The following is a 25338-nucleotide window of genomic DNA, read 5'->3' on the forward strand; positions in this document are numbered from 1 at the left end:
GAAAAATAACTTCTTCCGCTTCTTTGAAATTGTTTGAATTTATGCTTATTCTACATCAAACCACAATTTAGTGAGTAATGTATTGCTACCCTGACGTGCTATGGCTTCCTGATAGCTCGTTCCATTGAGTGATTGTTCGGTTCCCGGGTAGAGAAAACGCAAAGGAATTTTGCCATTTAAAGCACCAGCTTTCGCTGGTGTTAATTGCGGATAATCTAACCTACGCCATTCTGCAAAGGCTTCTAAGCCCTGTCCATACAATGCAATCCATTTTTGTTCGCCAATGGATTTTTTGTAGCTATTGGAATCGAACTTAATGGCTGCCTGGCTGAGATAGCTAACGATTTGATCATTGCCAACGTTGTATTGCTCCAAAGAAGCACGGATTGCCTTCTGATAGTAGTCTGCTGCGTCACCTGTAATAAATCCTCTGCTGACTGCTTCTGACAAACCAAAAAGTGTTTCCGAAAAGCTTAAGATTACTGCTGGAGCATGTGGGTCTCTAAAATAGATACCAGGTCTTGAAGTACGGGCGAATCCTAAGTTACTGGCGTCGCTTGCCGTTAAACCATTTGGTACGCCGATATATTTTTCTGGCGTTGAGGTAGTGGTTGTATCGGCGTAAATACCTAAGCGCGGATCGTTAAGTGAACGCAATTTGTCGACAATTGTCTTACTGACTCTATAGTCTTCCCGCGCTTCAAACGATGCACTGACCGGATTACGATAGGGAGCGTCGCGATAGATGAGCTGTGCATTGTCTGCATTTGAAGTCAAATAGCCACTTCCTTCTGCAGCGATCTCCTGTAATGTTGTTTTGGAGAGGTTTGGTAATCGGTCTGCGATACGTAAAGCAATACGTAGACGGAGGGCATTTGTAAAACGCTTCCATTGTGCGATCTTACCGTTATAAATAATGTCTCCTTCAATATTTTTTCCACTCGGATTTAATAAAGCCTGAGCACTTTTCAGATCGTTTAATAAGCCTGTGTATACTTTTTCTTGCGTATCGTAATGTGGTGTAAGATAAACGTCAATATTTCCCGCTTCTGTGTAAGGTATTTCACCATAAGCGTCCGTAAGTAGCGAGAATACCCAAGATTGTAGGACGATTGCCACCCCCTTATAGTTGTCATTTCCTGTGCTTGCCGCCAGTTTTTGAATGATTTTCAATTGGCTAATGCTTTTCGAGTACCAGGTAGACCAACCCTCGTTAAAATCATTATTTGTAAAGATGTAACGATCGGGATCAGTATACTGTATTCTCGCCCAATGTTGAACAAATAACAAGCTAGACGCGAGGTTGTTACTTATACCCCAGTAGCTATCTGTTGTCGTTTTAATCGTACTGGTTAGCAGGTAGGCCGGCTGAGGAGTTTCTGCTTCATTCTGATTTTGGTTTACTTTTGCCAACTCGTCTTTACAGGACGCCGTTAGGCCCAGTAAGAGAAAAAGTCCTGCTATATGTTTGTTATTTATTTTCATTTTCTATCGTTATTTGTTTATCAATTAGCTGTTATCAACGGTACTTGTACCTTATTTGCTTTGTTAATTGCCAGTTACTTGTATAAATCCGTAAGTTTTGTTCTATTTTTAATCCGATTGTTTCATTTTCTTAAAACTTCAGGTTCAAATTGAAACCAAAGCTTCTTGTAGTGGGCAATTGCAAACTTTCCAAACCTTGGGCATTTCCTGTGTTAAAAGCTGTTTCCGGATCAATGTTGGGTGCATTTTTATGAATAATCCACAAATTACGACCTACTAAAGAGAAAGATGCTCCCTGAAAACCAATTTTGGAAATCCAGCGATTGGGTAATTGGTAACCTAGTTTTACCTCGCGCAACTTGACATAGGAAGCATCGAATACATTTGCTTCATTGGTTCTATATAACGTTTTATAATATTGTTGTGCCGAAACAACCTTCGTGTTTTCCGAACCATCTGCATTAACGCCATCTGCAATAATACCGTCATCGTACGTTATACCGTTCACCGTATAGCTCAAACCGCCATGCTCAGCATCCCTTCCTGGAAGCGTGGAGGCTAATACTCCTGTTCCTGTACCTGTAGCATTCGTGCCAGAATACAGCTTTCCACCGTGTTTGATGTCGATCAAAAAGCTTAGGTCAAAGTCTTTGTAACGGAATTGATTAGTAATACCACCTAACCAGTTTGGTGTAAATTTTCCAAAATAGTGGTTGACAGGGTCGGTAGCAGGTGTCCCATCGGCATTCACAATAATACGTCCAGCGTCATTTCGCAAAAAGCCGGTTCCGTAGAGAGTTCCATAGGGTTTTCCGACTGCAGCTAAGACCTGTACTGTTCCCGAAGAACCGATCGTATAGCTTTTTAATAATCCGGCATCATCTAATTCTACGACTTTACTTTTATTCGTCGCAAAGTTTACATTGATGTCCCATTGAAAATCCTGTTTTTTTAACGGGGTAACACCGAGTTGAATTTCCAACCCTTTATTATTGATTTTTCCGGCGTTGACAAGTTGTTTTTTGTAACCTGTTGAAGGGCTAACATCAACGCTTAAGATTTGATTGATACTATTGATATCATATAAACTTAGATCCAAACGTACCCGACTTTTGAAGAAGGCCAACTCGGTACCTAATTCCGTCGAGGTTGTTGTTTCAGGTTTTAGATCTGGATTTTTCTTGATGTCATTGACTGATAATTGCGGGCTATTTCCATAAGGCGCACTAAAAAGATAAGAATCTATTAAATTAAATGGATCGGTGTCTTTACCTACTTTAGACCATCCGCCACGTAATTTCCAAAAAGAAAGTACATTGCTTTGAATAGCAAGAGCATCTGTCAATACGATACTTGCGTTTGCTGATGGGTAGAAATAAGATAGGTTATCAACGGGTAAAGTTGAAGACCAATCATTTCGTGCCGTCAGATTCAAAAAGGCATAATTTTTATAGCCTAATTGTGCGGAAGAAAAAATGCTGTAAGCTTTCAAGGGACTATACTCACCCGTTGAGATCAGAGCATCTCTCGAGTTTGCCAGTGTGTATACGTCAGGTACTGCCAAACGCGGTGCCTTTTGGTTATTCCGTTGTCGGGACTGGCTTCGTATATTTCCACCCCCTAGGATGTCCAATGTGAAATCATTGGAAAGGGGACGGTTATAATTTAAAGTAAACTCCGTATTATTTTCATTTACGGTGTAAGCATCCTCTTCGTAAGAGCCATAAGGCGTACCGTTCGTGCCATATGCGATTCTAATTTTACGCCGATCCGTATAATAATCGTTACCTGTACGGAAGTTTGCCGTCAAATGCTTATTGATTTTATAGTTCAAACCAATATTGCCAAAAATGCGGTCGCGCTGCTGCTGAACCGTATTCTCTTCCGCAATGAAATAAGGGTTGCTATAATAACTATTGTTCCAATTGACTAGATTGCCGTTAGCATCCCGATAATTTTTTAGACGCGAAACATCCACTTGTCTTCCAAACCACGTAAATTGTAACATGTAACCATTCGAACGGAAACCGCCTACACCGGGTAAATTACCAGAATTCGTTCGTACATAGTTTGCGTTGGCCGTAAGGGTTAGATCTTCTGTGATTTTATAACGTGTATTAATATTGAAATTGTTTTTTTCAATGGAAGAATTTGGAACAATCCCCGTTTGATTGCTATTATTATACGAGAAACGGTAATCAATTTTGTCCGTTGCATCGGCAATTGAAATACCATTATTTAAAGTTCTTCCCGTACCAAAGAAACTCCTGACGTTATCTGGATGTGCTACAAAGGGCACGGCTTCACCATTGGAATAAAACTGAGGAATCAGTCTGCCGTCCATCTTTGGCCCCCAACTTTCGTCCACACCATCATTTATCCCGCCGCCCTTGCCATCTACATAGCTAAATTTTCCATCGGCACCTTGTCCAAAAACATTTTGATAATCGGGTAAAACGGCAAGCCGTTCGATTGTATTATTTGAATTGATGTTTATTCCTAGTCCTTTGCGTTTTTTTCCGGATTTTGTTGTAATCAAAATTACACCTGCGGCGGCCCTTGAACCATATAATGCAGCGGCATTGGGTCCTTTTAGTACACTGATCGATTCAATATCTTCACTGTTGATGTCTGAGATTGCATTAGCATAATCCCGATTACCGCTCGTACCCAACTGGGAATTATCAACGGGGGTTCCGTCGATCACAAATAATGGCTGATTATTTCCCGCAATTGATGTTTCTCCGCGGATAATAATCCGGGAGGACCCCATGTTACCTTGACTATTTGTTACCTGAACGCCTGCAACCTTTCCTGCAAGTGAATTGACTAAATTACTTTCTTTAGCTTCCGAAAGGTCCTTTCCTTTCAGCTCCTGAATAGAATATCCCAATGTCTTTTTTTCCTTCGAGATATTTAATGCCGTCACAACGACTTCGTCGAGTTGTGAAGTCGTTGGCAAAAGTTGAACAGTGGTGAAACCTGTAGGATTGGTTTGAACAGTCCTAGTTTCAAAGCCAATGTATTGAATGCTGATGTTGAGTGAGCTTCCAGTCGAAGGGAACTCAAATAATCCATTTGCATCTGTTTGAACCTGCTTTTTGCTACTTGTTTCGGTAACTGTAGCCCCTTGGATAGGATTGTTGTTGTTGTCGACTACCTTTCCCTTTATAGTGGTTTGTGCGTATAGCGCGCCAGTACTAAGACAAAGCGCGGCCATTACGACAAAATTTATGTTATTTTTTGCCATATTAATTATAATAGTGAGTTTATTATTTGAGTTGGGTTATAGGAGATATTTGAAATTTACCTGTAAAACATCCCCTTAGGACATTCGTTTTTCAAGGATATTATCTGTATGCTGTTTCATGTGTTAAAAAATGTTAATGCAAATATATAAAATCTACCTGATAACTATACTTTGTTTTTTTGTTTTTTGTAATTTTTGAGTCAGAATGATGAGATGTGGTCGTTAAAGGAGGGGGGAGGCTAATTAATCAAGTTCGTTTTTTTTCCGGAATACCTTCATATGTTCTATGCAATATGTTGCTTATCAGAATATTGATTGGCGGATACGAATCATAAACGGCGACGTACGAATTGTAAATCTTCGTATTCTTGAATAGGAAAGGGCAATATTCTTGTTCAGCGATTCCATGTAATAAAACGTATAACGCAATGATTATTTTTGGTACAAGAACAAAGGTATTAGCTAACAGATCGCAATCGGCGATTGGCAACTGTGCATATTGTGGTATTGCTCAGTCTCTTTTTGCATACAGACAAGTGAAGTACATTCATATTTTTTGGATACCCCTATTTCCATATGCCTCGGAGATTATTACCATGTGTACCCATTGCAAAAAGCTAAGTTATCAACGTGAAATCGACCCACAAACACTTCAGTCCATATCATCGGGAACTATCCGTAAAACACCTATTGGATATTTTGCGGGCTTAGTTCTGATTGGACTTTTTGTATCCGCTATTGTTATAGCAGGAATTTCCGGTGCAAAAAAGAAGGAAAAATACCTGAAAGATCCAAAGGTTGGCGATGTGTATGAGATTTCCTATACAAAAGATGGAAAAACCATGCGTACCCTTTATCGCATCGCCAATTTAACGACGGACTCTGTTACCTTTGACCTAAACGATTATGAAGCGGATAGCCGAAAGGGCCTGCGCAAATTGCGCGAGCAACATGCAGATAGCTATTCTGAAAAGCAACGTTTATCACGAGCTGAACTTGAAGAAATGAAAAGTAAGATATCGAATATTGAAAGATTGTAATGATTATTTTTATCGTTGTTATGAACAAGCTTCAGCTCTTTACCTGATCTATTTCTTTGTTTTGACAATATTAAACTTGTGAATATAACCTACCATAAAATATTGTTTTAATGTTAGTGAATTTCCAAAATACGTCCTGTTGCCCTGACTGCCCCAATAATTTTGGGTATTCTGATTCAATATGTCAAAGCCAGTCAATTTTAGCTGTGAATTGTTTTTCAATGTGTAATAGACTGAAGCATTTAAGATATGGTAGTTTTTTCTTCCACTCAATCCGCTGGCCCGGTTATGTAGCGAGTAGGTAGATTCCAATGAAAACCCGTGGATCGGATTAATATTCAATCCTGCGCCAATTTTATGTGTAGAATAGGTTGATTCAATAAAGTCGGGGTTATCTTTTACCGAATTTATGTTTTTGTTCCAAGAATAAGTGTACTGTGGTGATATCGTCACCATGTTTTTCCACGTCGCGGAAAATCGTTGGCTGGCATTAATCCCTATATTGGTCCCTTTATTATCAACATCATTGATGGAACTATAATTTTCATAGGTGTAGATATTGTTGTTTTGCGATAGATAGAATGACCAATTTTTATTAGCTTTTAGGTTGTATCTCAGGTAAGTATAGGCACTATAGTTATATTTTGAGCCAGCGAGAAACATCTGGGTGGTCATTTGTCCTGTATTGTTGTTTCGCCAGCTACGGCTCCCGATGCTGTTATTGACATAATTGATATTCCCATTGACATTAAACTGCAATTTCGAGGTATACTTATAGTAGGATATACTAACATTCTGTTTTTCGATATTGTTGAATATAAAAGATGTCTTTCGCGTATACAATGGATTTAGATCCATGACGAGCTGTTGAATTGCGTAGAGTTCGGGAGACTCGAGATCTTTGTACCAGCCGAGGTTTAGATCTTTATAACGGATGTTAATATTGGGAAGCCAGTAGCCTAAAGATGATTTCTCGACCGAATTGATTTTAAGTAAATCAAAATGATTTGCCTTTACTTGATAGGCTGTTCCAAACTTTACATTGAAATCTTTGGTTGGTCTCCAGTAAAATATAATCCCCGTAATATAATCCTGGTATTTGTAACGGTAACTATTTTCATAGGGAGCAGCATGTACTTCTCCCGTACTGTCGCGGTTGATGTACACACGCTCCTGTGGTCCCTGCCGGTTGGTGACATAGGTTAAATAATAATCAAAGTTGAGTTTTTTAATAGTTTTATTGTAATAGGCAGCACTAAAATAGAGATTGTTGGAATTATTTTGTGTTAGGTTTTTATGCCATAGACTAGTTTGAGGATTCGCTGTATCGTATATATTGGTAAGCTGGAAAGAGCTGTCGGTCTTTTCATTGGTATTGATGGAAACCGTATTTCTAAATGATACAATATGATTTTTATGGAGTTGCTTTTCGATATAGAAACCATGTGAATAGTTCAGGGTATTTTCATTATCCCCCCCTGTACCTGTTGCGTCATTTAGTTTTTTGAGATCCGTATAGGAGCGGTTCATTCCGAAGGTTGAACTGTTTTTTGCATTGATACCCAAACTCGGTGTAAATTCAAAGTAGGCTGTGGTGTCCATGCGATGACGCAGCAGGGTTTTGATATTATGCCCAACAGATCTCTCCTGTCGTTGGTAATTGGATTCTGAATATTGTTTTTCCTGGTCGAATAAAGAGATTTGATTGCCTGTATTCTGATTTTCGGCTTTATTATATTTCAGCATATACATGATATTCAACTTGGTTTTCTTTCCCCAGTCATTGTTGAGGTTAAATCCTAAGCCAATATCGTTGGCTTTACCTGAATAGTTTCTACCTCCAAAATTATCAAAACCATAATTTTCGGAACGACCAAGCCCAGCTTCTTGGTTCAATTCATTGTAGTCAAAACTTTGGCGGTTAATGTTATTTCCAAAACCGATTAAACTCAGCTGGAGTGTATCCTTAAATGTATTGAATAAACCGCCCGCCTCATATCTACTCCGGTTGCCGACACTGCCATAGAGCTTACCGAAGCTAGCTCTGAGGAAATCTTTCTTAAATTTTAAATTAATCGTGATCGGCAGCTTATCTTCGTCCTCATTATCCTTTTTTGTTTCACCCTTATCGCGGTACACCTGTACAGTTTTAATAAGGGAAGCGTCCAGATTCCGTGTAGCAATGCGCAGATCGCTCGAAAAGAAATCCTTATCATTTACTTTTACTTTTGAAACTTCTTTCCCTTGATAGTAAATCGAACCATCCATATTAACTTGTAGACCAGGCAGTTCTTTGAGTAATTCCTCTACGTTGGCGTTGGGACGAGTTTTGAAGAAGTTTGTGTTATATTCTAAGGTATCTTTATTCATCCGTACGGGGGGAACAATATTGACGACTACTTCATTGAGACTTTTGGAATCGAGCTTTAATTGAGCGAAATCATAATTTTCTCCATTGGGAATATTGAATTCTTGACGAAAGGGGTTTGCATTAACATGTGAAATAAAAAGTGTTAATGCGGTCCCTGTGGGAATTTTAACAAATTCAAACTTACCTTTTGTATCAGTAAGGAGATAGGAAACCACGGAAGAGTCTTTTGAATTGAGAATCGTTACAGTTGCTTTTTCTAATGGTTCCGCATTTTGAGCAAATACCGTCCCGAGAACTTTTCCCTTCGACTGGCCTATAGCTATAGTTGCGGTGAGTAATAAAATTAAAATAAAGTAAATTTTCATAAAATTTAAGTACGTATATCTTGGCTATATTGTATTAAAATGATTAAATGTAAAATCATTTTAATACAATATTAAAGAAATGAATTTTATACTATAAATGAAAATTTATTTAAAAAACAATCGATTGCGGGTTTTATTTGTTACAATATTTTTTGCATTATTTGTCTGAAGGGCAATCTTTTTGCGATAATCTTATTGTGTTCACGATATAGCTAGCATTTTGATCAGCAATTTGAAAAAGGGTATAGCATTAAAAAGAGGGTATCCAGTAGATCGGATACCCTCATGACATTATTGGTCGATGTTGATTTTGTAAATAGCTTCTGCTTCTTTATCATCAAATTGGCGCATTTGCGTGATAAGTTTCTTTTTCATCCGTTTGACGACGCTTTGATAGGCTGGATCCTTGTAGACATTATGAAGTTCATTGGAGTCCTTTTGAAGGTCAAAGAGCTCCCAGTTTTCAATCCGTTTATAGTAGCGAATCAATTTATAACGGTCGTCACGAACACCAAAATGGGGGCTCACGGCGTGTTCGCCATTTTCAAAATAATGATAGAACAGCTCTTTTCGATGTTCCTCTTTGTTATTTTTCAGGACATGCACAAAAGATTCACCCTGCATGTCCTTCGGTTTTTTGATAGCAGCTAATTCCAATAACGTGGGAGCGATATCAGCGTTGACAATTTTAGCATTTATGGTTGAGTTTGGATGTAATAGAGCCGGGTACCGCATGACCATTGGTGTACGAAAGGATTCCTCATACATCCAACGTTTGTCGAACCAGCCATGTTCACCCATGTAAAAACCTTGGTCTGAAAGATAGATCACAATTGTATTTTCAGCGAGGGATTTTCGATCTAAATAATCCAATACTTTCCCGATGTTGCGGTCCATGGATTGGGCAGTATTGAGATAATCAATCATATATCGTCTAAATTTCCATTCGGCGAGCTGTTTTCCTGTCAAATTATTTTGTTTCAATTGCTCATAAATAGGACGATAATAGGCGATATAGCTGTCTTTTTGAGCTTGGTTCATCCGCTTGAAATTACCGTCGGCCATCATGTCTTCCAGCGAATTGAACATTTTGAGATCGTAGCCCATTTTCATATCCTTGTCAATAGACATTTCTTGCAATGCCGCAGCAGTTCTACTTTGATAATTGTCGTAAAAAGTAGTTGGCAAGGTAAATTTTACAGAATCATAGCTGCCAAAGTCCTTTGGATCCGGCATCCAAGTACGGTGTGTAGCTTTGTGACCGATGACTAAACAAAAGGGCTTATTCGCATCTACCGTATCTAGCCAATCGATCGCTTTTTCGGTTACGATATCGGATACATACCCTTCAGTGCGTTTGCGGCCCTCTTTGCTGATAAAATCTGGATTAAAGTAAGTTCCCTGACCAACAAGAATATCATAATAGTTGAAACCTTGAAGCTTGTCTCCTAAGTGAATTTTACCCACCCAAGCGGTATTGTAACCTACATTTTGGAGCTGTTTGACAAAAAGATCCTGACTAAAGTCAAACTCAGAGATCTCATTATCTTTGAATCCATTTTTATGGCTGTACTTGCCCGTCAATAATGTAGCCCGGGATGGTCCGCAGATTGAATTGTTTACAAACGCATTTTTAAATAGAGCACCCTGAGCAGCAATGCGATCTATCTGTGGTGTTTTTCCGTATTTCGAACCATAGGCGCCTATTGCCTGATAGGCATGATCATCGGAAATAATGATAATGATATTGGGCTTTTTTTGTGCAAATGTATTTTTATGCAGAAATGTTGCGAGTACAGCAAATAAAAAGATCCTGATTCTCATGGTGTTTTCGGTTTAAATTGAATGTATCAAGTTTTTTAACCTATGCTATTTGAAAAATAGTATAGACTTAGCAAAGATTATAATGCTGACTAAGATAATGATTAATATGTATTACATAAAATAGTAAATGATTGAATTTACTTTTTATATCATACCGCTATGTATTTTTGATGTGGATTAAAATGACAATAAGGAGAGGTAATCTATTTTTATACTATAATTATGGAATTTAAGGCAACAATTAAGTGTATACTCTTGGTAGCTTTAGTAGGTGCTTAAAGCCCAATCATATAATCGGGCTTTCTATAGTAAAGTGAATCAATCCTGTTAAACAGATTATCCAATAGATTTCTTATATAAAAAGAGTCGCTGATAATGATTATCAAGATGCTTGCGCATGGCATTTCGAAAAACTTCAGCATTACCCACCTTTAAGATATCGACTAGGCCTCGGTGTGAGATAAAGCTTTTCGATGGGCTGGGACTGGTCAGTAAGCCACTGCTGTGTACATACTGAAAAACAGGTAATAGCATGTTCTGAAAGTCTTTGAGAATCGTATTTCCAGTTATTTCGTAAAGCTTACCATGGAAGGCAATTTCTGTTTCAATGTCGAAAATAGTATTATCTGCATCTATAGGTTCTTTTGCAACAATCGCTTCCAATTCCTCAATGTCCTTTTCTTGTATATGTTCAAAGAGAATATCCGCCATACCCACCTCCAGCACCATACGCATTTCAAAAAGATCCTGTAAGGTCTTGTTTTCCATGATGGTCGGATAAAGCGATTTGCGTAGGGGCTTTATAAGATCTGGACTCGTTAAAACAGCTCCGCGATGTTTTTTGGACTCGATCAATCCGACCATACGCAACCGCAACATGGCCTCGCGAACAACCGTACGACTTACACCAAGGGTTTCTGCCAGTTCAATTTCCTTAGGTAAAGCATCTCCAACCTTTAAGCCTTGATTGACAAAAAGATTGATGATTTCTTTTTCTGCACGATCTACAAGTGAAGAAGTATCAATTGTGTTCAGATGTTCTATGAGCGAAGAATTCGGTTCCATATATATTACATAATAGCGCATTAGGCGCGTTAAGGCAAAGATAATTAATAAAAGCGATTAATATGTTATACATAATTTAATTAAAATTTGTTTTTTACATTTTGTAATTTATATATTTGCATATATGTAATACTTAATACAAACCAATATGTATTCAAACCTAAAATTGCGAACCCTTCTCAGCCTGTCTATTTTGATGGGCAACATGCTCCTAGCGCAAGCACAAGACCATGCCGTGCGGGGAAAAATTACCGATGCAAAGACAGGGGAATTGCTTGGCAATGTGACTGTAAAAGTCAAAGGATCCAGCCAATCTTTGCAGACAAACGCTGATGGAACGTTCTCGATCAGTACGAATCCCAATACGGTATTAATCATCACGTCTACGGGGTATAGACCGTATGAAGTAAAAGTTGGACAATTAAATCAATTGGATATCAAACTCGAGTCCAAGGTTGAGCAAATGGATGAAGTTGTGGTGGTGGGATATGGAAAAATGAAGAAGTCGAATTTAACGGGTTCTGTAAGCAGCTTGGATAAAAAAGTGCTTGAAACTGGAGTTCGTTCGAACCCAGCTTCTGCTTTGGCGGGTACGATACCGGGTATTCGAGTGCAGCAAACTTCAGGAAGACCGGGAGCGGTACCCACGGTTGTGCTTCGAGGCGGGACTACGTATGGCGGCGGTGGCACACCATTGGTTATTGTTGACGGCTTGATTAGAAATGGATTTAATGACATTAATCAAAATGACATTGAATCGATCGATGTCTTAAAAGATGCTTCTGCTACAGCAATTTATGGTGCTAGGGCTGCAAACGGTGTGATATTGATAACCACAAAAAGGGGAAAAGAAGGTGTTTCCAATATTACATTGTCGTCTAAAGTTGGTGTCAATAAATTGAACAACCCTTTTGATTTCCTAAGTGCCAAAGATTACTTAAACTGGAGTAGAAAAGGTGTTCAGGTATCGGGGCAATATCAACCGTCTCAGTTGAATCAATTAACAAGTGTGGGGCCCTTTGGTACAGGAAATAAATATAAGGATGATAAGGGAAATATCCTAGATGGTAATCTTACCAGCAATGCCGTGTGGAGTACCATGTTGCTCGATGATACCAATCGTGAATTGTTGCAACAGGGATGGCAGACCATGATTGATCCTGTAACTGGAAAAGAACTAATTTTTAAGGATTTTGACTATGCTAAATATGCACTTCGTGATGCTAGTTTGACGCAAGATTATAATATCGCTTTACAAGGTGGGAACGATAAAGGTAAATATTATGGAAGCGTGGGGAAGTATAACGAGAAAGGGATGCCAATCAATACTTTTTATGATCGTACAACTTTTGTGTTAAATGGCGAATATAAAGTTAAACCTTGGCTACATTCATTGTCAGGGGTGAATTTCGCGTATACGAAATGGCGTGACGCTATTAACGGAGAAGCAAACTATATGACGCGGGCACTGGGGGCCCCTCCAACAATGCGTGGTACAAATGCCAATGGAGATCTGCTCGTTGGTCGTGATTATCAAGATGGGAACCCTCTGGTAAATGATGATAAGTTCATACGTAAAAATCTAAATCAGAAGCTTACGCTTACCCAAGCTTTTACAATTAATTTTTTGGAGAATCTTAGCTTACGCGTCAGTGGTAACTGGTTTTTTAACCAGTCTACTTCCGAGTCCTTTAATAAGGATTATATAGCCAGCCCAGGAAATTATGTTCGCACAAGAAATTCCTCGGCTTCCTATGATAAAATATATAATCAAACCTATAACGCAGTTTTAAATTACAGAACTGAAATCGCGAGTTCGCATCATATTGACGCGATGTTGGGGTCGGAATTTTTCGATACGTATAACAATGGATTTACAGCTGCGGGAAGTGGAGCTCCAACAGACGACTTTATGGATCTTGGATTAACGAGTCCAGAGGCCAATAAAAGAAGTATCGATTCATACCATGATCGACAACGTATCATGTCCTATTTTGGACGCGTAAACTATGACTATAAAGAAAAATACCTTTTGACATTGACTGCACGTAGAGATGGTTATTCGACATTGCTAAATAATCGATGGGGAACCTTTCCTGGAGTTTCAGTCGGTTGGGCTCTACACCGTGAAGATTTCCTGAAGGATTATTTAGGCACTGATAAAGTCGTAAATACGTTAAAATTACGCGCTAGTTATGGAGGGAATGGGAATGTCAGTGGAATCGGATCCTATACACTTCAAGGTTCATATGGCACAAACAAGTATGATGGGCAGGTGGGGTACACCATGTCTACGCTTTCAATTCCAAACCTCAAATGGGAGAGTTTGATTACAAAAGAAGTCGGACTTGAATCCAGAATCTTAAATAAGATTGATTTGAGTCTTGCCTATTATCATCGGACGACTAAAGATAAGATTGCAAGTTTATCATTACCAGCTTCAGCCGGGTTTACTACAATTACGACCAACAATGGCGATATGCAGAATCAGGGAGTCGAAATTGGGGTGAATTATCAAATGCTGAGAAGGAAAGATTGGGATCTAAGCTTTAATTGGAATACGGCGTATAATAAGAACAAGATCTTAAAATTGCCTTTTAATGGCGTTGAAAATAACAGACAAGGCGGTTTACAGGTTTATGATCCAAAATCCAAAGAACTCATTTGGGTAGGGGGCAATCAGGAGGGGCAAGACCCGAACGTTGCTTATGCCTATGAAGCCATCGGGATCATTCGGACAAAAGAACAGTTGGATAGCTACGCCTTGCAATTGAAAGATCTGATCGGTGCGCGTACATTGGTACATCCGGATGTCTATAATGCATTGTCCAGCAGTGAGAAGAATTTATACTACCCATTAGCTTTAGGCGATGTTATGTGGAAGGATGTAAACGGAGATGGTATAATCAATTCTTATGATAGGGTGTATATGGGAAATACAGTACCGAGATGGACGGGTGGATTTGGTGCAGCTTTACGCTGGAAGAATATTAGCTTGAGTACTCGTTTTGATTACGCATTGGGCTATGTTGCTTATGACGGACCGAGAGCCTGGTTTCTTGGAATGATGCAGGGAACATTCAATACGACAACAAGTGTATTTGATACATGGACACCTGAAAATCCAAATGCAAAATATCCGACTTATTATTGGGCAGATCAATTATTTAAAAATAATACGAGTCGGGAAAGTAGCATGTTTTATAATAAAGGAAATTATCTGGCTTTTAGAGAGATTAATGTCGCTTATCGATTGCCTAAATCCATTGCTAACCGATTAAAAATGGAAGATTTAAGCATCTCCGCCACAGGCCAAAATTTACACTATTGGTCAAAAAATACATTGTTCTCCCCTGAAAGTGGAAGTGTGGGACAAAATGGAGGCGGATACCCTCTTCCTAAAACATTTATACTTGGGCTTCAATTAACATTTTAATTCCAAATTATGAAAAAGATATTTATATATATAGGTCTTGTAGTTTTTCTGTTTTCTTCTTGTAAAGAAATTGACTTGGACCTTAGTCCCGAGGATTACTTTGCCAGCGGGAGTTTCTGGAAAAGCAACGAGCAGGTCGCTGGAGCTATGTTGGGACTTCATACTCAGTTGCGTGGACAACAGCAAAACTTATGGAATTTGGGTGAACTGCGTGGGGGAACCTTACGAGATGGTACCAGTTTTACAGGAACAGCATCATTGAACTCAGCAGGTATAATTACACAGGATATTCGTGAAAGCTCTCCTGGCATATCGGGCTGGGCTGGATTGTACGCGCCAATTTTTCAGGTAAATAATTTTATTTATCAGGTTGAGAAAGCCGATTATTTGACAGATGTGCAAAAGGGCTACTATTTGGGGCAAGCCTACGGACTGCGTGCTTTTTATTATTTCTATTTGTTTAGAACTTATGGTCGGGTGCCTTTGGTGACAGAACCACAAGCAGCAATTAATACCCCGACCTCGGCAGAAGAAGCATATAAGGCGCGAACAGAAACGGAAAAAGAAACCTTAGACTTTATCAAATCGGAAGTTGATAAATCGGAAAAATCGTTTTCAGGAAACTACGAGACTAAAAATCAAAAAGCACAATGGTCTTTGGCGGCAACAAAAATGTTAAAAACGGAGGTATATTTATGGTCGGCCAAAGTTGATGTGGATGGAAAGGCCCCAGAGAATAGTCTTGCGGAATTAAAACTTGCAAAAGCCGCTATAGAAGAAGTAATTCCTAAATATACGCTTGTCAGCAATTTTGCAGAGGCCTTTAAATCTGCCAGTGTACCAGCGATGAAAGGTAATACTGAAATGATCTTTGTACTTCGTTACCTAAATGGAGAAGCGACTTCATTTTTCAGTAATTTCATTTATGCTGCAAGTGATGATATTACAGGCTATGTAGATGATAATGGGCAGGCAATTCCAAAAGATCCTCTTCAGACTGGATCCACGGGTTTGATCCGTTACGAGTATAAAATGGACCTCTATAGATTATATGAAAAGGCTGATACGAGGGCAAATGCAACATTCCTTAATTTTAATAAAGGAAATACATCTGCCATAGTATTTAGAAAATTCTTGGGAACTTTGATAGACGGCGTTCGTAACTATTCTGATGATTATCCTGTTTATCGTCTATCGGAAGCCTATTTATTGTTGGCGGAAATTAAGAATAAATTGGGAGAGGATCCAACTGCTGAAATCATGGCTGTACGTAATCGTGCCTACGCTGGAAAAGCACCTTTGTTTATAAATAGCAGTTTTGAGGCAAACGAATTAGCGATCTTCTATGAACGTACAAAGGAATTTGTGTCCGAGGGCAAGCGATGGTTCGATTTGCGACGCATGCAGGATTCTGCTGGAAAACCATTGGTGTTTCGTAAAGATTTGAACTTAGTCGGCGTATTGAACAATATTGATGGTCAGAAACACAAAATCTTATGGCCAATAGACTTGGGGACACTTACTGTAGATCCCAAATTAAATGATCAGCAAAATCCAGGTTATAAGGGAACCTAAAAACGAATAGCCTGTCTTAATCCCACGCGAAGGTCTGAGACAGGATATTGTTAACTTTTTATATAAAATACCATATGCTAAATCAAAAAATCTCAGGATTAATTGCAGCGCCATTTACTCCTTTCGATGAAAACGGAGAATTGAATCTTGAGCTGATTCCGCAATACTATGCGATGTTAAAGCGCAACCGCGTCACGGGTGCCTTTATTTGTGGCTCTACCGGAGAAGGGGTGTCGTTGACTTTTGAGGAAAAAGTTGCAGTGATGACGGCTTGGGCCAGATTGACAAAAGAGGATGATGCATTTACACTCATGATGCTTCTGGGGGGAACAAATATCAAAGAATGCCAACAATTGGCCGGGCTGGCCGAGCAAGCAGGGGTCGATGTCGTGTCATTTACTGCGCCATCTTATTTCAAACCTGCTAATGTGGATCAATTGGCAAAATGTTGTGTTGAAATTGCACGAGCGGCACCGAATACGGCTTTCTATTATTATCATATTCCTGTATTGACCGGCGGAAATTTCCAGATGATCGACCTGTTGAAGCAGATTGATGGGGTGATACCCAATTTTAAGGGAATCAAATATACACACGAAGATTTTATGGATTTTCTAAGCTGTATGAATTACGCAGATCGCAAGTATGATATGTTATGGGGAAGAGATGAGAATATGCTGTCCGCCTTAGTATTAGGTAACAAAGGAGCTGTCGGAAGTACCTATAACTACGCCGCACCTTTATACCTTGATCTTATGGAGGCTTATGATAAGGGAGAGCTTGACAAAGCGAATGCTTTGCAGCAGCAATCTATCGATATGATCACATTGTTAGGGAAGTACGGTGGTATTTCAGTAGGGAAAGCGTATATGAAATTAATTGGGCTTGACTGCGGAGCTTTTAGACTGCCCGTGAAAAATATGTCTGTTGAGCAGTTTGAACTGTTTACGGAAGATGCGGTAAAAGTTGGCTTTCAGGGTTTTTGCGCACATTAAGTCAGCTCACTTGTTCTTGTGGGCTAACGTGTTTCCCTCAGGAGATAACTAAGAATAGCTTGGCGTGTATGTTCAACAATAAAAAGATATGACAAAACAACATTGGATGGGAGTTATCGTGGGAATACTGTTTACAGGTGCTGTTGATGCGCAAGTTGGTCAATTGGAATGGCATAAAGGCATTACGCTGCCGGCTATGCAAGATGGAAAGACGCATATTGGTCTGGCAGGACCAATAGCTGGTGTTACGGGCAATTGTCTCCTGATTGCCGGTGGAGCGAATTTCCCACATTTACCACCCTGGGAAGGTGGTGCGAAAGAGATCCAAAAAGAAGTATTTATTTACAGAAAAGAAGGGGTAAGACTACGCTTAGCAGCGCAGGATAGTCTTTCTATGGCGGTTGCATACGCTGCCAGCCTGAGTCTACCCGATGGATTGCTGGTTATCGGTGGAGAGACTCCTGAAGGAAAAACAGCTGCTTGTAGACTAATTAAATATGATGGCTCTAACAAGAAAATTTCGCTGTCAGACTTTCCGGATCTCCCATTTCCGCTTGCCAATATGGGAGCGGTAGTTCATGGGAATAAACTCGTCATCGTCGGTGGTGAAAAGCAGGATACGGTATCGGACCAAGTGTTGCAATTGGATCTGGCGCATCTTGAAAAAGGATGGGGCTGTGTGGGGAAATTACCCTATGCCGTCTCCCATGTACAATTGTTGTCTGATAACCAAAATAATCTTTATCTACTGGGTGGAAGAAAGGGGAATTCGCAGGGTCCTTCAACGTTATACCATGAATTATGGTGCTCTACCGATGATGGCAGTACCTGGTCTAAACAGGCGGACGTTCCTTTTCCTGCTGCGGCAGGAACCGCATGTTTATTACCCGACCAAGGAATATGGTTGCTGAGCGCAGATCGGGGTGATACCTTCCATCGGGTGGAATCGTTGATCTTTGACGCTAAAAAGGAAGCGAATCCATCGAAGAGACAGCAACTTATTGATGCTAAAAACAAATTGCAAATCAATCATCCTGGTTTCGGTAGAGCAATATGGCGCTATGATTTGAATCTTAAAAAATGGAGCCGGATGGCGGATCTGCCATCGGATGGGGCGGTGACGACGACAGCGGTGGTCTGGGACGACATGATCATTCTGCCTAGCGGCGAAATTAAGGCTGGTATTCGTACGCCTAAGATTTTGGTAGCGACATTTTCTAATAAATAGGATTGAAAAAATAAGATATAAAAAATTCATATAACCCTGATAAAGCTTAAGATGATCTCTTCTTTACGACATAAATCTTTTTACCCGTGGCTCGTTGTAGCACTCCTTTGGGGTGTAGCCCTGCTGAATTATATGGACCGGCAGATGCTATCCACTATGCGCGAAGCCATGCAGGTCGATATTCCACAGTTGCAGCGTGCTGAGACTTTTGGTGTATTGATGGCCGTGTTTCTTTACATCTATGGTCTTATGAGTCCGATAGCGGGTATCGTTGCCGATCGTAGCAATAGAAAATGGCTGATCGTAGGTAGTCTTTTTGTTTGGTCAGCGGTAACTTATGGTATGGGGATGGCGCACGATTACACAACACTATTGGTACTAAGGGCTATTATGGGGTTTAGTGAAGCGCTGTATATCCCGACAGCCCTTTCCTTGATCGCCGATTACCATACTGGAAAAAATCGATCGCTGGCCATTGGGCTACATATGACAGGACTCTATACGGGGCAGGCTTTGGGCGGTTTTGGTGCAACATTGGCCGCTTCAAAAGGATGGCATACCGCTTTTCATTGGTTTGGAATTATCGGAATATGTTATGCCTTCCTACTTGCAGTCTTGCTCCTGGAGAAGAAACACGAACCGTCAACTAATGAGCGTACTTCAGAAGATCAATTACCCCTCTCTAAAAGCTTACTGCTGCTATTTTCCAATGTAGCATTCTGGATTCTATTGTTTTATTTCGCCGCTCCAAGCTTACCTGGCTGGGCTATCAAAAATTGGCTGCCAACATTGTTTGCAGATAGCCTAAATATTCCAATGGCCAGTGCAGGTCCATTGTCGACAATCACAATTGCGATCTCATCCTTTATCGGGGTTATCGTCGGCGGAATACTCAGTGACCGATGGGTGCAAAAGCATATCCGAGGTCGCATCTATACCAGTGCCATTGGCCTTGGACTGACTATACCGGCTTTATTGTTTTTAGGGTTAGGTCAGACCTTACCTGCGGTTGTGGGGGCGGCAGTCTGTTTTGGAATTGGCTTTGGTATTTTCGATGCCAACAATATGCCTATTCTTTGTCAGGTTGTTCCCAAAAATTTGCGGGCAACCGCTTATGGCTTTATGAATATGGTAGGTGTATTTGCTGGAGCTGTCATCACACAATGGCTGGGAAGATTTAAGGATGAAGGCCATTTTGGGTTAGGCTTTGCATTATTGGGGGCTGCGGTACTGTTAGCACTGCTCTTGCAAATCCTATTTCTTAAACCGAAAACACTGGAAAAGTAACCACAGCTATCTCTTGAATGAATAGATCATGAATATGAAACCCTTCATCGACATAATGCTTATCAGTATTTCAAAAAAAGGAGGCCTACTTTTTTGTTTGATCCTTTCCATCTTAATTTCCTTGGGACAGCCCCGGACAAAGGTAGCTTGTATTGGTAACTCCGTAACCTTTGGTTATGGCCTCGGCAATCCTAGGCTGGATTCTTATCCAGGGCAGCTTCAGTCATTGTTGGGCCAGCGGTTTGAAGTACGTAATTTTGGCCATTCAGGAGCCACTCTTTTACGTAAGGGGCATAGACCTTATTTTAAAACAGAGGAATACAAGAAGACCTTGGATTTTAAACCCGATGTTGCCATTATACATTTGGGACTCAATGATACCGATCCGAGAAACTGGCCAAATTATAAATACTCCTTTGCATCAGATTACGCGGATTTGATTGATTCCATACGATCCGTTAATCCCAAAATGCAAATTTACATCTGTCGATTGACTCCTATTTTTAGCGGTCATCCGCGTTTTCTCTCAGGAACCCGCGATTGGTACAACCAGATTCAGGAATTGATTCCTCAGATTGCTCAAAACAATCAAGTCGGACTGATTGATCTCAACACCCCGCTTCGGTATCGAATAGATCTTTTCGACGACTACTTGCACCCAAATAAGCAAGGAGCAACAATGATTGCGAGACAGGTGGCTAATGCACTGGTACCTCTTAGCCAAAAACTACAAGTGGCCGAAACCATCGGTTCGGATATGGTGCTCCAGCGTAATTGGGAGAATAGCATCTTTGGTAAGGGCACTGCTGCCGCTGAGATCAACATCGTTTTCAATAAGAAAAGCTATAAGACTAAAGTCAATCCTGATGGTTCCTGGGAAATCAAGTTACCCAAAATGGAAGCTGGGGGACCTTATGAAATCGCAGTGAGTTCTGGCAGACAGAAAGTAGTGTTGAAAAATATTCTTTTTGGTGATGTATATCTCGCTTCGGGACAATCGAATATGGCTTTTCAACTTCGCCGTGCCACAAACAGTGATTCGTTGATCAGAAATGCCGGCAGAATACAGCATCTGCGGCTTTTTAAATGTCAAAATCTTGTGGAGACCAATGCTGTTGCATGGGATACCGCGAGCTTAAAAAAAGTAAACGATTTGGCCTATTTCAACGGCAGCTGGAGGCAAGCGAATGAAGATGAAGCAGCACAGTTCTCTGCAGTAGCTTATGCTTTTGCTGAACAAATAGCCAGAGAACAACATATTCCTATTGGCATTATTGATCTGTCTGTCGGTGGATCCAATACGGAGTCGTGGATTGACCGTAAATCATTGGAAAACGATGATTTGCTTACTTCTTATATTCATAACTGGCAAAAATCTGATTTTGTGCAGGAGTTCTGTCGGGAACGTGCGGGTCAGAATCTCGCTGGTTCGAACGTTAAAAATCAACGTCATCCGTATCAACCAGCTTACAATTTTGAAGCTGGTGTCAGCAAATGGTTAAACACCGGGTTGAAAGGAATACTGTGGTATCAAGGTGAAAGCAATGCGCATAATATAGAACTTTACGAACGTCTTTTTAAAACATTGGTTTCTTCCTGGCGGAAGAATTTTCACCAAGAACTGCCCTTTTTCTTCGCGCAGCTCTCCAGTATAGACAGGCCTTCATGGGGAGATTTTAGAAACGCACAACGCTTATTGGAGAAGGGTATTAAAGGTACATACATGGCCGTAACGCTCGATGTAGGTGATTCTTTGGATGTACATCCCCGTGAAAAGATTACAGTAGGCCAGCGCCTGGCAAATTTAGTGCAGAAACACTTGTATAACGTTGAGCTGAATGCCGATCATCCTGATCCGGTCAGTTGTACACTTCATGAGGATAAGCTGGTATTGATATTTGATCATTGTAAAAAATTAAAAACTCAGGAAAATACAGCGGTAAGAGGATTTCAGCTGATGGACAATAAAGGAAGGATTTTCAATGTAAGCGCAAATATCCTATTGGATAATACCATCGAGATCATTAAACCGAATTTCCAAATCACCAAAATCCTGTATGGATTCGAACCGTTCAGTAGAGCAAATCTTCAAAATGAAATAGGAACACCGGTATCCACTTTCGATTTGACGATTCAATAAATAGAAATGAATTGATGTAAATAGTAAAACAGATGAAACAGATAAGTATAAAAGATACCGCAAAAATAATAGACAGGGATTACTTGAAGGATTTGGAAGTATTCTATCGTGATCAGCTTTTAAAAGACACTGTACCATTTTGGTTTCCACGGTCCATTGACCATGAATGTGGCGGGTATTTGTTCATGCGCGATCAGGATGGGACTTTGATAGATACCGATAAAGCCGTATGGATACAGGGAAGGGCATGCTGGTTGCTGGCCACACTTTACAATACGGTTGAGCAAAAAGAGGAATGGCTGGAAGGAGCCCGAATCGGCTATGAATTTTTGAAAGAGCATTGTTTTGACGCTAATGGAAAAATGTATTTTCATGTTGACCGTCTAGGCGATCCTATTCGTATGCGTCGCTATTTCTTTTCGGAGACTTTCGCGGCAATCGCCTTTGCCGCCTATGCAAAAGCGACTGGAGACGAGGAGATAGCAGATGAAGCACGACATCTACTGGGAATTTGCCTCGCGTATGCAAATGGAGAAAAATTGATCGAACCAAAGTATGAAGCCACAAGGCCAATGAAGGGGATCGGTGTGCCGATGATTATGATCAACACCGCTCAGCAGATTCGTGAGACCATTGGAGATCCGCGTTGTGATCATGTCATCAGTGATTGTATTGCACAGATTGAACGTGATTTTGTTAAGGATGATATCCGCTGCGTGATGGAACAAGTGGGACCTGAAGGTGAAATTGTCGATCATATTGACGGTCGTACACTCAATCCCGGACATGCCATCGAAGGGGCTTGGTTTATCCTGCATGAAGCTAGATCCCGGGGAAACGACCAATATTTGATTGACCTAGGCTGTCGTATGTTGGATTATATGTGGGAACGGGGCTGGGATAAAGAATATGGTGGTATACTATATTTTCGAGATGTCTATGGAAAGCCAGTACAAGAATATTGGCAAGACATGAAGTTTTGGTGGCCGCAGAATGAAACGATTATCGCAACATTACTCGCTTACCTGATGACTGGGAATGAGAAATATAAAAATTGGCATCAGCAGATCAATCAGTATGCCTATGATCATTTTCACGATAAAATCAATGGTGAGTGGTATGGTTACCTCCATCGTGATGGGAAGATTGCCCAAACCGCAAAAGGGAATTTGTTTAAAGGTCCTTTCCATCTCCCTCGCCAAGAATGGTATTGTATGCAAATTTTAAAGGAATTTAATTCCCTTAAGTAGAAGATTATGGAGCACCAAAAGCCCATTACATGTACATTGCTATCCGGTCTGCTGGTTATTCTTATTTTAATCAGTTCTTTACGCTGTCTACCGGATTCAATCAAACCTCCTTTGCTTCCTATGCCCCATACTGTGAGCTGGAAAACAGGGCGTTATTGTTTGCCGGAGCTTGTCCATGTGCATATCAAAGGGGAGGTTGCAAATGCTGATAGGCAGATGTTAAGCCTCTTGTTGAAAGATTGGAATGTAACTCAGGTTATTTTCGACAACTTCAAGAATAAAAATATCACCATTGTTTGTGATCAGGAATTGGATCTACCTTCGGCATCATTGGAGGCTTATCGGATCGACGTGGATAAACAGGGAATACAGATCGAAGCCAGAACGAGTACCGGTGTTTTTTATGCCTTACAAACTCTGGGTCAACTCAGAGGCAATGATGGCAAGTTGCCCTATTGCTCCATTACCGATTATCCTTCCTTTCGCTGGCGCGGTTACTTGGTAGACGTCGGACGAAATTTTCAGTCAATGGATGTGCTAAAGGAGCAGATCAATATCATGGCGCGCTATAAACTGAATATTTTTCACTTTCATTTCACCGAGGATATTGCTTGGCGACTGATCAGCAAAAAATATCCCGGTTTGACCGACTCGACGAATATGAAGCGTTGGAAGGGAAAGTATTATACCGTTGAGGAAATGCAAGAACTAATTCGCTATTGTCGTGATCGGCATATCCAACTTGTACCCGAAATTGATATGCCGGGACATTCAGCAGCATTTCGCCGTTATTTTAAAACTGATATGCAGAGCGATAGCGGCATAGCTATCCTCAAGGAACTGGTTAAGGAATTTGCAAACACTTATCCGGGACTACCTTATCTGCATATTGGGGGGGATGAGGTGAAAATTCATAATCAAGAATTTTTACCGATGATGACAACATGGACGGAGGATTTGGGTCTAAAAACTATTGGTTGGGAACCCGGCGGCAATTTGCAGCCAAACACAATCCGGCAGCTTTGGATGGGTGGCCCAAAAGCTATTACCAATGATTCGCCTTTTGAAGTCATTGATTCAAAGCACTTGTACATCAATCACATGGATCCTTTAGAAACGGTGACGACCTTGTTCTATAGGCAGTTGGGCGGACAGTCTTCAGAAAATGAAAAGTTAATGGGTGCGACGCTATGTTCTTGGCCCGATCGCGCGGTGAAGAATGAAAACGATCTATTTCGTCAAAATGGAGTTTACCCCGCTTTATTGACATTTGCGGAGCGCAGCTGGCGAGGCGGAGGGGACTTTGCATGGCGTAGTAATATCAAAACGGATGTGAAAGGATTGGCTGATTTTGTCGAATTTGAAAAGCGTTTACTTGCACATAAACAACTGTATTTTAATGGTCTTATCTTTCCCTACCACCAACAAAGTAGGCAAAAATGGATATTATACGGGCCTGTGGAAAATAAAGGCGATCTGGGTATGGCCTTAAAAAATGAAGCTACGGGAGATTTTAACGCTTTGAAAAAGATCGGCGAGTTTTACGGAGGTACCATTGTATTGCGCCATTGGTGGGCTGATGTTGTCGAGGGGGCGATTGATCGTCCACTTGAAAATAGTACCGTGTATGCCCTGAGCAAAGTGTGGAGTGAAAAAGGGGGCAACCAAGGTTTTTGGATCGGTTTTAATGATCTCTCGCGTTCGTATGCCAGTGATTCACCCTATTTGGGGACCTGGGACGATCGAATGAGCACACTTTGGGTCAATGGAGATAAAGTGCTTCCGCCAAATTGGCAACAGGCGGGCAAAAGGGGAGACCTTGAAATCCCCTTAATTGATGAGGGATACAGTTACCGAAGTCCTACGATGATTCGATTGCGCAAGGGCTGGAATACCATTGTAGTCAAACTGCCCGTGGGGAAATTACAAGGGAAAGACTGGCAAAATCCACTAAAATGGATGTTTACCTGCCTCCCGATTGAAAGGGAGCAGTAAATCGTATATCACAATGCATGAATGCAGATGAA

At 40.6% G+C, this 25338-nt stretch carries 14 protein-coding genes; 9 read left to right on the forward strand and 5 right to left on the reverse strand.

Annotation, left to right across the window (positions count from 1 at the left end; genetic code table 11):
- Positions 1 to 45 precede the first annotated feature (45 nt).
- Entirely contained in the window at positions 46 to 1485 is a 1440-nt protein-coding gene (locus AAW12_RS12285) for a SusD/RagB family nutrient-binding outer membrane lipoprotein (RefSeq protein WP_046673934.1), read from the reverse strand.
- A 130-nt stretch (positions 1486 to 1615) separates the two neighbouring features.
- Positions 1616 to 4735 (reverse strand): SusC/RagA family TonB-linked outer membrane protein, encoded by a 3120-nt coding sequence (locus tag AAW12_RS12290; RefSeq protein WP_053003662.1) that lies wholly within the window; start codon positions 4733 to 4735, stop codon positions 1616 to 1618.
- 428 nt (positions 4736 to 5163) lie between these two features.
- Here AAW12_RS12290 and AAW12_RS25490 point away from each other — a divergent pair, with 428 nt between their 5' ends.
- The gene (locus AAW12_RS25490; protein WP_053003663.1) at positions 5164 to 5775 is read left to right on the forward strand and encodes a hypothetical protein; all 612 of its coding nucleotides are present in this window, start codon (positions 5164 to 5166) and stop codon (positions 5773 to 5775) included.
- 48 nt (positions 5776 to 5823) lie between these two features.
- On the opposite strand, the gene AAW12_RS12300 is transcribed toward AAW12_RS25490, so the two are convergent.
- The 3 genes from AAW12_RS12300 to AAW12_RS12310 all read right to left on the reverse strand — a co-directional run bounded on the left by AAW12_RS12300 (position 5824) and on the right by AAW12_RS12310 (position 11400).
- Positions 5824 to 8511 carry a carboxypeptidase-like regulatory domain-containing protein gene (locus AAW12_RS12300; RefSeq protein ID WP_046673935.1) on the reverse strand — a complete coding sequence of 896 codons (2688 nt, stop codon included), beginning with the start codon at positions 8509 to 8511 and terminating at the stop codon, positions 5824 to 5826.
- A gap of 291 nt (positions 8512 to 8802) precedes the next feature.
- Complete coding sequence (locus tag AAW12_RS12305) at positions 8803 to 10335, reverse strand: sulfatase (RefSeq protein ID WP_046673936.1); 1533 nt, start codon at positions 10333 to 10335, stop codon at positions 8803 to 8805.
- A gap of 336 nt (positions 10336 to 10671) precedes the next feature.
- A complete protein-coding gene (locus tag AAW12_RS12310; RefSeq protein ID WP_046674026.1) occupies positions 10672 to 11400 on the reverse strand; it encodes a FadR/GntR family transcriptional regulator in 729 nt (242 codons plus the stop codon).
- A gap of 148 nt (positions 11401 to 11548) precedes the next feature.
- Here AAW12_RS12310 and AAW12_RS12315 point away from each other — a divergent pair, with 148 nt between their 5' ends.
- The 8 genes from AAW12_RS12315 (at position 11549) to AAW12_RS12350 (ending at position 25306) form a co-directional block, all read left to right on the forward strand.
- A complete protein-coding gene (locus tag AAW12_RS12315) occupies positions 11549 to 14836 on the forward strand; it encodes a SusC/RagA family TonB-linked outer membrane protein (protein WP_046673937.1) in 3288 nt (1095 codons plus the stop codon).
- 9 nt (positions 14837 to 14845) lie between these two features.
- On the forward strand, positions 14846 to 16411 hold the full coding sequence (locus AAW12_RS12320; RefSeq protein WP_046673938.1) for a RagB/SusD family nutrient uptake outer membrane protein: 1566 nt from the start codon (positions 14846 to 14848) through the stop codon (positions 16409 to 16411).
- 74 nt (positions 16412 to 16485) lie between these two features.
- Positions 16486 to 17406 carry a dihydrodipicolinate synthase family protein gene (locus AAW12_RS12325; protein ID WP_046673939.1) on the forward strand — a complete coding sequence of 307 codons (921 nt, stop codon included), beginning with the start codon at positions 16486 to 16488 and terminating at the stop codon, positions 17404 to 17406.
- An 88-nt stretch (positions 17407 to 17494) separates the two neighbouring features.
- Positions 17495 to 18634 carry a hypothetical protein gene (locus tag AAW12_RS12330; protein ID WP_046673940.1) on the forward strand — a complete coding sequence of 380 codons (1140 nt, stop codon included), beginning with the start codon at positions 17495 to 17497 and terminating at the stop codon, positions 18632 to 18634.
- A gap of 51 nt (positions 18635 to 18685) precedes the next feature.
- Complete coding sequence (locus AAW12_RS12335) at positions 18686 to 19921, forward strand: MFS transporter (protein WP_046673941.1); 1236 nt, start codon at positions 18686 to 18688, stop codon at positions 19919 to 19921.
- A gap of 34 nt (positions 19922 to 19955) precedes the next feature.
- Positions 19956 to 22061 (forward strand): GDSL-type esterase/lipase family protein, encoded by a 2106-nt coding sequence (locus AAW12_RS12340; protein ID WP_197084029.1) that lies wholly within the window; start codon positions 19956 to 19958, stop codon positions 22059 to 22061.
- Positions 22062 to 22093: 32 nt separating this feature from the next.
- Positions 22094 to 23311 carry an AGE family epimerase/isomerase gene (locus AAW12_RS12345; protein ID WP_084823157.1) on the forward strand — a complete coding sequence of 406 codons (1218 nt, stop codon included), beginning with the start codon at positions 22094 to 22096 and terminating at the stop codon, positions 23309 to 23311.
- 6 nt (positions 23312 to 23317) lie between these two features.
- Entirely contained in the window at positions 23318 to 25306 is a 1989-nt protein-coding gene (locus AAW12_RS12350; protein ID WP_046673942.1) for a family 20 glycosylhydrolase, read from the forward strand.
- The last annotated feature ends 32 nt before the right edge of the window (positions 25307 to 25338 follow it).

This window comes from Sphingobacterium sp. Ag1 (genome assembly GCF_000988325.1).
In the GTDB taxonomy this organism is placed as follows: Bacteria; Bacteroidota; Bacteroidia; order Sphingobacteriales; family Sphingobacteriaceae; genus Sphingobacterium.